We start from the raw sequence: 11543 nt of genomic DNA on the forward strand, positions 1-11543 counted from the left end.
ATCGGACGCATGACGGTGTTGAACACCTTGCGAAGCCGCCTGCGCTATTCCCGAGGCACGCCATGCTGATCGTCTGTCGGACAAAGGCACCACGCAGAGAGCTGACGGTCATCGGCAGCCAGTATCAGCGTGTCCGGCGGGTAGAAATGCCTGTCAAAATGGGCTGCTCTCGTCGGTCAGCGTCGCCATGGTTGGCCCTCCCCGGTATGCGTTCAGCGGTTGAGACGGAATCGGCGGTCAGAAAATGCTCGCTGGCGGTGATAGGGGAAGTGTCGGCGCTGGCTTCACGGAATCAGGGATTATTCAGGCGATGGGCATCGACCCGGTGTGGTTCGGTATTTTGACCGTACTGACCGTTGAGCTGGGACTAATGACCCCGCCGGTGGGGATGAACGTGTTTGTGATTAAAGCGATGGCGCCACATGTCGGGCTAGGGGAGATATTTAAAGGGGTGGCGCCTTTTGTGGTTTCTGACTTAATACGACTAGCGCTATTAATCGCCTTCCCCATTTTGAGCACGCTGTTTCTGCTCTAGTTGGTGAGTACGCTTGCCTGTACCCAAGCCAGCGCTATGTCTCTGTGGTGTGCGGTAATACCTTCATCATGAAGGTTTCCGGGCAGTACCCGGCTGTGCACCATCTAATTGCCCACCCCGACATGCGGCGGATCAATTTCACCAGCTCCACCGGCGTTGCGCTTGATTTTTGAGGCTATCGAGATTTAAACCCCGAAGGTCGAAATGGGAGTTCAACTTTCGGGGTGCTGTGTAGACCTGTATTAATGGGCTCTGTGAAACTTAGAAATCGTATCGAACCCCTAAAGCCCACCAATCCTTATCAATCGCATTGATCTCCCTATCTGTACTGCTAGCATATTCTAAATATACAAACATTGGATCACTAAGCCGGTAGCTGCCACCCGCAACGTATTGGACGTCACTCAAATTCATGTCACTATTTTCCATATAGCTGACGTTCCCGTATATTTTGCCTTCTGAGTAACTAAAAACGGGTGCTATACCATAATGACGAATATCTCCCTGCTCTTCAAATAACGCACCGACACTTAGCTGTGGAGATATTTTGTAGGTTACGCTTGCCCCGAGTAGAGCATCATCATCACCTTCTGCTTCATCATAGCCAGCGGCAAAACGTACCGGGCCTGTTTCATAGGCTACATATCCCATTAGGTTAAGTGTTTCTTCTTCACCTGCATCTTCATCTTCTGGATCGAGCTTTCCAGCGACACCCAGGCTGAAGCCATCGAAACTTTGGGATTCAAAAGAGATAGAGTTTCCACGGGCGCGGGCACCACCTTTTGCCAAGGCTCGCCAATCCACAGTATTTCTTACATTGATAACCTTGGATATGTTCTGATAATAGATGGAGTCAAAGTTACCAACCTTTACGGCTCCGACGTCTTCAAATCGTAGCCCTACATATGTGTTCCTTATATCATCAATGACGTTAGGCCGTGCCTCGTCACGATCATTAGCGGTGAATCTAAACTCGGCTCTTATAAAACCCTCTAGCTTAGGATTTATCCTATGTCCAGCTTTAAAGCCAAGGCGTGAACCTTCTTCACTAATATAGTTGTTACCGTCATCGTTGTTTAACGTCAAGTGTATACGGCCATATAGGTCAAAGTAAGTTTCTCCGTCTTCATACACATTGAATGCCTGTGTGGTTCCTGAAAACCCTAAACCTGCTACTAGTGCCAATGTAGAAATGCCATGGCATTTTTTGTTGTTCAACAACATGTTTACTCCCTGATTTATCTTTTTGAGTTTGTTTTTACACTGCCGTGAGATTTTTTTCATTATGAGTACTTTTCCAGGTTAAATTAAATGTAGACGGTTTAACCGTCTAAAGAGATTGACTGATCCACCCAACTGGCACTCGTATGACTGGTGTAAATAACCAGTTTCTGAGCGGCTTTAGCCTGTAATAAAAGCGTGCTCACCTGATGACTACGCTCTGGATCCAATCCTGTACAGGGCTCATCTAAAAGTAAGATTGGAGGAGAAGAAAAATAAGCGTGAAGCAACATAAAACGCTGTAGTTCACCACCAGAGACATCACAGGCATAGCGAGAGAGTAAGCTAGGAGAGAGGTCCAGCAGTCTTAGTCCGTCGAGTACTGTCTTTGTGGGGACTAGAGCAAACCAATCCACAAGTTTTTCGCGAGGTAGTACGGTAGGATGTTGCCCTACGTACGACATTAATCGTGAGCGTAGAAATGCAAAGTGGGCGGGTGTCATTGTGCTTGGTGTGAACTGCTGATCGTGGGTTCGTATGCACAAGTGTGCCGTTCCTAAGCTTCGACTTCCCCAAATTCGTGAGAGCAAAGTCGATTTTCCTGAGCCTGACGCTCCCCAGATCTGTACGATCTGCCCTGTTTGTGCCGTTATGCGAAGTGGCCCATGATGTATGCCATTGCCTTCATACTGCAAAATCACAGTTGGTTTATTCATTAAATCATTGCCTTAACAAGAGCTTGGGCGATGAGATGCTCAGGCTCAGTAAGCAAACGATCCATAATGGATTCGCTGACGATGCGGCCTTGATCCATCACGATGGCCCGATCAGCAATGAGTCGAGCTAGACGTAAGTCATGAGTCACAAACACCATGGCAGTCTGTGTTTGGTTTCTCAAATTAGAGAGCACATCTAAAAAATCTGCTTGAGCGACTGAGTCGAGACCAGCAGTGGGTTCATCTAAAAATAAAATGCTCGGCTGATGGATCATGGCCGCAGCGATTTGTACGCGTTGGCGCATCCCTCCCGAAAAGTTCTTCACTGGCTCATGTAATCGTTCTGGACATAAACCAAGTCGCTGGCCCCATTTTTGTGCTTGTTTGAGTGCATCAACCGCACGGTTGTCACCTAAATCAAAAAGACGACGTACGATATTAGTGGCGGCACTTTGTCTCAGGTTTAGGGTTGTGCTGGCATCCTGAGCCACATAGCCACACGCCCGCCGACGTAAAAGGTTAGTTTGATAAAGACTGGTACGTAGTAAATCCTGGCCTAAAAGGGAAAGAGCCTGACAGTTGTTAGATAGCTGTCGTCCAGCAAGTATATTCAGAAGACTTGATTTTCCAGCACCTGAGGGGCCGACTAAAGCGAGAACCTCGGAAGGATAAAGCTTGAGGTGACAATCCGACAAAATACGGTGCCCAGCTATTTCAAGTGAGATAGCCTGTGCTGTCAGCACGGGATCTGGCAAGCTAAACATGAGCGCGCTCCTTGCATGCTTCGGAGTCGGAACATACCCAATGGGGGGTGTTTGACGTACCAATATTATCCAAATAATGAATAGATGAGCCGCAGATACAACATGCTGTATCGACTTTTTTCAGGCTAGCAGGCAGGTCAACAAAAGCTAAGTTTGCTAAGGGTGTATAGGCAGGCAATGCATAAATTCGTCGCTCGCGTGCGGCGCCAAAAATCTGAATAGCAGGCATCATCGCCATGCGGGGGTTATCCATAGCAGGAATAGGCGACGGTGACATTAAGACCCCATCATTAACAATCACAGGGTGGTCGTATCCTAAGCACGCCTCATCTTGTTGCAACCATGTTTCAAATAGAGCGCTTAACACGACACCGTAATCATGATGTGCGTGCCGTGTCAGTGCTTCGGCCGCATCATTAATAAATCCACGTAGAGGGTCAGGTCGAGGAACTTGGTACACCACAATTTGCTCTTCCCGCAACGGGCTTTCAGGGACTCGCTGACGCGTTTGAATGAGAGTAGCCTTTGAGCTTGTTGTCGTAATTGATATGTTTGCCGTTTTAGTAAAAAAATCCGCGATATTCAGGGCATTAACGGTATCATCCGAACCATGATCGACTACTTTTAACGTGTCATTCGGTTCTAATAAGGCAGCGGTAATAGCCATGCCTCCTACCCCCCAACCATAGGCAATGGGTAGCTCAGGAGCTGAGAAAGGTATTTGACGTCCAGGTAGACAGAGTGCTTTTAGGGTTTTACGACGTATTTCTTGTTTGGACGGTAGATCAAGGTAGGCATAATTCATATTTCCTCCTTAGCCTGAACTCGGCGTAAACGCGCTAAATCAGCATCAAAGTCAGAGTAATGAGGTAATTTCAAATGGCTGACATAGCCGGATGCAGCGACTCCGTCGGTATGCATGAGTGCATCACTGGTAGCACCCTCAATTTTAAAGTGCTGATCTACGATTGCCATGGCGACGGCTTTACGCTCGTTAGCTCCAAAAGCAATACCAAAACCCGCTTCTAAATGTGGAGATGAGCTAAAATTTGGAGCCACAGTAGTGCAGGCAGTTAACTCAACCTCACCAATGGATACGGTTAAATTGAGGTCTTCCAGCTCTACGAATATTTCAACGCTCCCTCTCATTAATTGCGCTACATAGGGATGACTCGTTGAGGCTTTACGCAAACTCTCGTAAGCTAATCCAGTTAAGTAGCCTTCTTCGCCACGAGCGAGATGAGCGAGACGCTCGCAAGGATCAGGTAAAGAAGGCAAAACAGTTCGCGTAATGTCTATCGGAGCTTTAGATATTTCGGTGCGGATAAGATCTGCGTACAGTGGCTCAGAGCTAGAGGGCGATGAGGGAGCTGTTATCACTGATTTAGGTAACTCGCACTGAGGGCGAGAGTGTTCTAAATCCATATTCAGTAAGCGGTGGGTGTAGTCGTAAGTGGCGCCTAAAATTTGCCCTCCAGCCAACTCTTTTTGCGTGGCGGAAATGTGGCGACTGTAATGCATTGTTTTTAGATCTATGTTTTGGCTTGAGCCAAAATTGGCTAATTGCGCGCGATGAGCACGTACGAGAAATACCGCTTCGGCAATGTCTCCCTGAGCTTGCTTAAAGGCAATAGCAGCAAAACGTCGATCGTATAAGCCCCCCTCACTCATGATCCGATCAAGAGCTAACGACATTTGTGCCATGATTTGATTAATTTCAATCTCGGGGATTGTGTCGTCGCCTCGGCGACTCCGTTCTACGGCTATACGGGAAGCAGCAATTGCTTGTTCACCACCCTTTACTGGTACGTACATTAAATGATCTCCAAAGTTAAGTGACGTGGTAATACAACCAGCTGCGTGTCAGCGCATAGTAGTAGGTCCACTCCACGCGGGTAATCGGCACGAAAAGCAATATGATCAATGACTACATTTTGATGTAACCCTGAAAAATATAAAGTGTGTGGTTTGTTGAGTCCTGCACCGGTGGCTCGTATAGCAAGCCCCCCGTTTGTAGGTGATATGGCGGCTATTTCCATGACAAGGGTTGCCCCACTTTCAGGCGCCTCACGGCTTCCTGCTGGAATATGTTGTAAGTGATGCCGTTGAGAACCTGCAAAAACCCATTCGGGAGTTTGGCTCAAGGTTGCGCCTGTATTCAAAATACGGCTTGTTAATTCCTTATTTTCCACCTCAATAGCTACCGTCGTTTGGCTGTCTAGAAGGCAGTCAACGATGCAATGAATAGCACGCTCTTCTAGTTGCTGTATGCGCATTGGGTAACCAAAGGCATGCAGTAGTCGCCGATAAGTACGCGTCTGCCGATGTAACTCATCGTCATGTCTGTGCTCAGATCGTAAAGGTATTTTCATGATTCTAAGTTTTTTGTGTGGTGTAGAAACGTACAGAAGTAGCAGCCGTCAGCTGCTCCCTCTCAGCCTTTTTTAGCTCTAACTGTTGGCGTATAGGGTGCAGCACCAGCTCACGTTGGTGGGAGGGGGCCGTTTGTAGAAAGGCGTCTAGATAGGCCGCTAACTCCGCTTTGCGTAGATCGGAGCCCAAATGTACTGCGTAACCTTGAATTTTCCCAATAGCGATTACGCAGCGAGTACAAGAAGCCTCACCAAACTGAAATGACACTGAGGCCTTACAAGCTTGTGTATTGAGCTGCACCAACCCCGTTTCAGGGCCAGCGAGTTTTTGTATAGGCACACCCGGATTGTAAGTAGCCCAGATATTTTCCAGATAATCTCGGTTAGCTCGGGCAAGTAGCCCGAGCCAAGTTTGACGTTCTTGACTCATGGCTATGACTTATTACGATAATACGGTAGCGTTGTAAATATCTTCTGCGGGCTGGACTAACAAGCGTTCTCCCATTTCGAGCTTCATTTCAGCCAAAATGATCTCTTCTTCTGGTGAGCGGTCTTTCTTGCGTGCTAACTGAATGAACTCGGGGCGTACGTGTCCGGGACGGATGGTGATTTCAACAGCGGTGCCACGGTACTCGAAACGGAAGTAATAACGACCACCGGGGGACTCTTCTTCTTCGAGCCCTACTGAGTTATCAACAATGTAGCGACCCTCAGTAAGACCGCGGGTAACAAACTCAATCGCATCTCTACCCCCTGGGCCTCCAAAGGCTGTGACACAGCGAATTTCACGTCGTTCAGGCAAACGACCATTATCTAGCAAGGGCCAGGCTCGCTGCATAACTTTTAGCCCGTGGGCTACACCACCCGGATAACCGGCACCGTGGTATTTTAATAACTCATCAAAGTGGACTGTAAATTCATGTCCATTTTCCAGATAGGAGATTGTATCGTTACTCATTGTATTTACCTTTGTTTAGAGGATAAGAAATGGGCATATCTTGATCCGGTTCACGTATTCCAAAAACCGGGCAGATTGTGCTTTGAAAATGTTCTCCCGTTTGCACCATTAGACGGCGTAGTCTGACGTTGTATAAACGGGATAACTCAGACTCGGTTAACAGCTCATCAGCTGGACCAAATTTAATCTGATCGTTGGTGTGCATCAGCAGTACTTTGTCTGCGAGATGCAGAGCGTGTTGCGGATGGTGAGTGGTAAAAACGACCGAATGGCTACGTACTCGGCGTAACTCGAATAAGACGTTAAGCAATAAGTCCTGATTAGCTAAATCTAAAGCTGAAGCCGGCTCATCAAGTATGAGTACCTCAGCACCAGTAGCTAAAGCACGAGCAAGCAACACTAATTGGCGCTCGCCGCCGGATAGAGAGCCATATAAACGATAAGCAAAATGCCCTCCGCCTACTTTTTCCAATGCTTCAAGAGCTAGCTTACGATCCCGCTGTGAAGGAAGGCTGAACATGGGAAGCAAGGCGGCTCGTGCCATGAGTACCACATCGAGGCAACAATGGTTTTCACTACCGTATTGGTATTGAGGTACATAGCCGATGAGGTGGGGTACCTGCCGTTGTCCTTGATCTAAACGTTGTGAGCCTAATAGAGCTTTTAGCAACGTAGTCTTACCGCGTCCGTTTGGGCCCAAAATGGCCAACGTTTCGCCCTTTTGTACGTTAAAACTTAAATCCTGAAAAATCACACGTTCACTAAAACGTACGCACGCTCCAGTTAAACTGAGATGAGAGGTAAAGACGGTTTGCATGATTAAGCCCTTTCACGTCGACGAGTGCATAGTAAGTACACAAAGACGGGGGCGCCAACTAGAGCTGTGAGTACGCCTAAAGGAATCTCTGCAGCAGTTAAACTACGAGCCAACGTATCAGTCAAAATCATGAAAGTGGCACCCAGCATAAGACTCGTGAAATAGAGCCGGCGGTGATCTTCGCCTACTAACATACGAGCAAAGTGTGGGATTACGAGTCCTACCCACCCCACTACGCCCGATGCGGTTACGCAGGCGCCGATAATGATAGAAATCAACGCGAAGACGATCATCCGGGAGCGTGCAACATGGATGCCAAACGACTTAGCTTCGTCGTCACCCATAGCGAGTACAGCAATGCGATAGCGCATTCTATTCAGTAGGTAAATGCTGGCAATGAGTATAGGAGCAGTTTGTGCAAATTTTTCCCAACTCGCCGTTGCAAAGCTTCCCATCAGCCAAAAGACGATGGCAGGTAAACTCGTTTCTGGATCCGCGGCATATTGAACTAACGAAATACCTGCTACAAATAAAGCATCAATAACAATTCCAGCAAGCACAATAGTCATCAAAGTACGACCCGCCATATTTGAAATCAGCACTACTAAAAACAGAGCAGCAAATGCTGATACAAACGTAGCCCCCATCAGTAGCGGCCCCCCTACTCCAGCCAAAATTGCCAGTGATCCTCCTAATGCTGAACCTGAGGATAAACCTAGCACTTTAGGTGAAACGAGAGGGTTACGAAATAAGGTTTGTAAGGCTACCCCGCAGATGGCAAGCCCAGCCCCACATACTCCTGCCAATAATATGCGCGGCAAGCGTACATTCAAGATCACCAACGCATCCATATGCTGTGAGTTATCACCTCGTAAGGCTGCATATAGGATGGCTACAATCTCATCTAGCGCTACGCTGTATCGACCTACTGATAGCCCGATTAGCACAGTCGCTATAAGCAGTAGGGACAAAAGAAGCCAATGACTAGCACGCCAAGCGCTCAGGGTAACTGGCTCAACCATTTCTGAGGACGAGTGAATCGATCGCTTATATGTGTTCATTGCTTACGAAACACTTGATAACCGTGACTGTCGCCGTTCATATCAATACGCAGAATTCGATCTATCTGCTCTTCCGATAGGTCAAAGTTATAAAGTAATTTGAAGCCTTCTTTTAATTCGTGACGTAGGTCAAAAGAGAAAATATCGGGATGAGTAAGATTGGCCAGCCACATCCATGTGTAGGGGCTTTCATGGGAAGCACTATCCCAGATATATCCACCTTGAGGTGTCTTATAAACGCGTTTTTGTACGGCAGCATTTAAGCGAGAAAGTAATGGGTCGTCGTATATCACTTCTAATCCAGCATCCGTCTCTGCTGCGGAAAGTAAGATAATATCTGGGTTCCATTCAAGAATCTGTTCCACGCTAACAGTGCTTCGTACGCCAACTCCTTGAGCTACATTTTTAGCGCCAACCAGCTCGATGAAGGTCTGTTGATAACTTTTCTCACCAGTAGCAGTCAACTTGGGATTGGCAGAGCGCAAATGCAAAATGCTTGGTGTTGCATGAGAGCCTACTTGTTTTAAACCAGTAGTAATTTCACTTTGTACACGGTCACGCCAATCAATAAGCTTTGACAGTTTTTCAGTATTACCCGTGATATCAGCCACCATTTTCATATTGGCTCGGGCCAGCTCTTCTGTACCCGCATTGCCACCGCCTACCATTAGAGCAACGGGCAAACCTGCATTGCGAAGTGGAGCTACGATATCATCGCCGCGCTCACCCCACTGGATGACTAAATCCGGTTTAAGTGCTGCGATGGCCTCTACGTTGGGCATCCAACCACCGTTTTCCGACACAATGTCACTGGAGATATCAACAGCTTCAGGAAACATAACGCTCATCATACTGCTCTCAAAGGCTCGTTTAGAGCCCTCATTCATACCCACTAACAGCTCGGTAGAACCATCTATTGCGATGAAGGTAGCTGCAGCTGGTTTGGGCAGAGTAATGATACGTCCAGGAGGGGCTTCTAACTTAATTTCCTGTCCGGTTACATCAGTAAAGTTAAATTCTTGCGCTGACAAGTTACCTGATAACAAAGTTGTCGCTACTAGCACGGCAAAGCAACGGGGTATTGAGGTCATAACTTTTCCAATTGAGATTGAGATTGATATTGAGAATGAGAATAGCTATCATATAGATTAAAAATATTATAGCAAGCTTTTTTCATCAATTGGAATCGAATGTTTATGACGGTGCGTGAAGTAATTTCGAACAAGCTAGCAGCAGTGTCTGTGCGTGACTTGCTTTTAGTTGAGGCCGTCGCAATGAAACGTAGTTTTCGTTATGCGGCCATAGACATGGGTATTTCGACCTCGGGCTTGTCTTATCAAGTAAAAAAAGTAGAGGAAATTCTCGGACAGCCCATTTTTGAAAGGGGGAGTAAAATAACACCCACTGCCTTTGGAAAGGAAGTTTTAGACTTAATCGCCGTAATTTTAGAAGGCGTGACTCGGCTTGAGGGGTTACGTGATGATGGCTTAGCTCTTCCCTTTGGGCAAACCTTACGTATTGGAGTGATTTCCTCACTGGCACCGGATAACTTGTTACGGATTATCCAGATTTGTGCTCACCGTTCAGGTAAAACTAAAGTCGAGTTGGTTAGTGGCAAGCATCAAGGTCTGTTACGGCGTTTACAGAACCGTGAAATTGATTTGCTAATTAGTGCAGCACAGTCGGTTCCTGAGGGGATGGCATATACAAGCTTATTCAAGGAACACTTTGTCTTACTAGTGCGAGCCGATAAACTTCAGCCTGAACTCCATCCTCTTATGCTCTGTGAGCCTGGATTACTACCACTTAGCGAGGATGATTTTGTTCCATCGCTAATTACTGAAGGCTTAAGTAAATTATTAAGCTCCGGCTTGACTCGTGCATATGGCCTTGGTGTTGAGCATCGAATGGCTTTAGTTGCCGCAGGTTATGGTCATGCATTATTGCCGTATGGCTGGGTAAGAGATGTACATTTACCGGATCATTTAGCAGTGATGGAGCTTCCTCCCGCTTTATCGGCAGAGCGTGAATTAGGTTGCTTTTGGCGTCACTCATACATGATGGGGAGTCAAATTTCTCAGGCTTTTAGTGAAGCATGGTAAGGGCTAATGCTCCGTTTGGTGTGGTGTCGATACGGGAATAAAGCTGTAAATATTCATTGCCATGATGACGACCTGATGAGTCGACGGTAGGAACGATGACGATGTTATTGAGATTCTTCTTTCCATCAGCGTAACCAATCTCCCAAGGGCACCATCGTGATGACATGGAGTTCTCAGTAGCCAGGAAAAGGAACCAATTGGCATGCACAATGGCATTCTTGATTCGCCTCGCGGTTTCTGCATCAGGGCGTTCCGGCATCTTTTGGTCTTGCCAATCGATGTAGATATCCCACCCTTGTTCAATGAGCATTTGCTGAAGGCCTAATGCTTGCTGGTTATCTTTGTGACTATGGCTCAAGAAAGCAGTCGGTCGACCGATGCTTGGTGATGAAAAAACCCGTTGTTGCTTACGAAATGAAGCATTGCTGAGCTCATATTGGTAAATTGCCATACGTTACCATTCCCTACTATTTCTTAGTGTTTCAAGGGAAAGTGTCATTATTTTCATTCATTCGCAAGCCGTTTCTGAGCGTATTCTGATAGCGGAAGCGTTCAGCGTAATAGGCGGCGATGAAAGGCTTAGTGAATCCTGTTAGGCCTAACCGGGTGCTGTACGAAATAGCGACTACCACCCTCATTGGGGTTCCATCATGATCTAGTGGCAGCCAATGGTGTAACCGGATCATTCAATTCTTCAGATTATTGGGCCTGGGAGATAGATGATTGAATAATGTAGGAGAATCAAAATGAAAATTATTGAAAAGGTGGAAATCGATTCCGTCACCGATGTGATGTGCGATGTATGCCTATGCTCCACTCGGGTAGCGAATGTTGGGCTTGAATTTGCGACGCTCCAAGCTCATTGGGGATACGGGGCTAAGCACGATGGCGAGCGCTACGAACTACATCTCTGTGAGAGTTGCTTTTTTGGCACAGTTGCGTACCTAAAACAGGAGCGACGTATACAAAATTTATTCAGTGAGGAGGTTGGGATAGA

At 47.0% G+C, this 11543-nt stretch carries 14 protein-coding genes and 1 pseudogene; 3 read left to right on the forward strand and 12 right to left on the reverse strand.

Annotated elements, in window-relative coordinates; translation table 11 throughout:
• Positions 1-298 precede the first annotated feature (298 nt).
• A pseudogene (locus tag B7L72_RS12395) lies at positions 299-535 on the forward strand (TRAP transporter large permease subunit); the annotation flags it as partial.
• Positions 536-796: 261 nt separating this feature from the next.
• Here B7L72_RS12395 and B7L72_RS12400 read toward each other — a convergent pair.
• The 11 genes from B7L72_RS12400 to B7L72_RS12450 are packed head-to-tail and all read right to left on the reverse strand — an operon-like array spanning position 797 to position 9535.
• Positions 797-1819: a porin gene (locus tag B7L72_RS12400; protein WP_081194690.1), complete on the reverse strand. Its 1023-nt coding sequence runs from the start codon at positions 1817-1819 to the stop codon at positions 797-799.
• Positions 1820-1857: 38 nt separating this feature from the next.
• On the reverse strand, positions 1858-2472 hold the full coding sequence (locus tag B7L72_RS12405) for an ATP-binding cassette domain-containing protein (protein ID WP_016239123.1): 615 nt from the start codon (positions 2470-2472) through the stop codon (positions 1858-1860).
• Positions 2472-3236: an ATP-binding cassette domain-containing protein gene (locus B7L72_RS12410; protein ID WP_016239122.1), complete on the reverse strand. Its 765-nt coding sequence runs from the start codon at positions 3234-3236 to the stop codon at positions 2472-2474. Before B7L72_RS12410 ends, B7L72_RS12405 begins: the two co-directional genes overlap by 1 nt.
• The gene (locus tag B7L72_RS12415) at positions 3229-4041 is read right to left on the reverse strand and encodes an alpha-D-ribose 1-methylphosphonate 5-phosphate C-P-lyase PhnJ (protein WP_048766754.1); all 813 of its coding nucleotides are present in this window, start codon (positions 4039-4041) and stop codon (positions 3229-3231) included. The genes B7L72_RS12410 and B7L72_RS12415 overlap by 8 nt, the downstream gene beginning before the upstream one ends.
• A complete protein-coding gene (locus tag B7L72_RS12420) occupies positions 4038-5051 on the reverse strand; it encodes a carbon-phosphorus lyase complex subunit PhnI (RefSeq protein ID WP_016239120.1) in 1014 nt (337 codons plus the stop codon). The genes B7L72_RS12415 and B7L72_RS12420 overlap by 4 nt, the downstream gene beginning before the upstream one ends.
• The gene (gene phnH / locus B7L72_RS12425) at positions 5051-5608 is read right to left on the reverse strand and encodes a phosphonate C-P lyase system protein PhnH (RefSeq protein ID WP_048766753.1); all 558 of its coding nucleotides are present in this window, start codon (positions 5606-5608) and stop codon (positions 5051-5053) included. Before phnH ends, B7L72_RS12420 begins: the two co-directional genes overlap by 1 nt.
• A gap of 4 nt (positions 5609-5612) precedes the next feature.
• Positions 5613-6038 (reverse strand): phosphonate C-P lyase system protein PhnG, encoded by a 426-nt coding sequence (gene phnG, locus B7L72_RS12430; RefSeq protein WP_081194694.1) that lies wholly within the window; start codon positions 6036-6038, stop codon positions 5613-5615.
• Between the two features lie 12 nt (positions 6039-6050).
• The gene (locus B7L72_RS12435) at positions 6051-6566 is read right to left on the reverse strand and encodes a hypothetical protein (RefSeq protein ID WP_019282989.1); all 516 of its coding nucleotides are present in this window, start codon (positions 6564-6566) and stop codon (positions 6051-6053) included.
• Complete coding sequence (locus B7L72_RS12440; protein WP_016239116.1) at positions 6559-7383, reverse strand: ABC transporter ATP-binding protein; 825 nt, start codon at positions 7381-7383, stop codon at positions 6559-6561. The genes B7L72_RS12435 and B7L72_RS12440 overlap by 8 nt, the downstream gene beginning before the upstream one ends.
• Before the next feature lie 2 nt (positions 7384-7385).
• A complete protein-coding gene (locus B7L72_RS12445; protein WP_081194696.1) occupies positions 7386-8444 on the reverse strand; it encodes a FecCD family ABC transporter permease in 1059 nt (352 codons plus the stop codon).
• The gene (locus B7L72_RS12450) at positions 8441-9535 is read right to left on the reverse strand and encodes an ABC transporter substrate-binding protein (protein ID WP_081194698.1); all 1095 of its coding nucleotides are present in this window, start codon (positions 9533-9535) and stop codon (positions 8441-8443) included. The genes B7L72_RS12445 and B7L72_RS12450 overlap by 4 nt, the downstream gene beginning before the upstream one ends.
• 105 nt (positions 9536-9640) lie before the next feature.
• Here B7L72_RS12450 and B7L72_RS12455 point away from each other — a divergent pair, with 105 nt between their 5' ends.
• A complete protein-coding gene (locus B7L72_RS12455; protein ID WP_254893813.1) occupies positions 9641-10546 on the forward strand; it encodes a LysR family transcriptional regulator in 906 nt (301 codons plus the stop codon).
• Here B7L72_RS12455 and B7L72_RS12460 read toward each other — a convergent pair.
• Positions 10530-10997: a toll/interleukin-1 receptor domain-containing protein gene (locus B7L72_RS12460; protein ID WP_081194703.1), complete on the reverse strand. Its 468-nt coding sequence runs from the start codon at positions 10995-10997 to the stop codon at positions 10530-10532. The genes B7L72_RS12455 and B7L72_RS12460 overlap by 17 nt on opposite strands.
• Positions 10998-11292: 295 nt before the next feature.
• On the opposite strand from B7L72_RS12460, the gene B7L72_RS18725 reads away from it, so the two are divergent.
• A partial coding sequence (locus tag B7L72_RS18725; RefSeq protein WP_081194705.1) for a hypothetical protein occupies positions 11293-11543 on the forward strand: 251 nt, incomplete at its 3' end.

Origin of the sequence: Halomonas sp. BC1 (genome assembly GCF_002078135.1) — a bacterium.
GTDB classification, from domain to species: Bacteria; Pseudomonadota; Gammaproteobacteria; order Pseudomonadales; family Halomonadaceae; genus Vreelandella; species Vreelandella stevensii.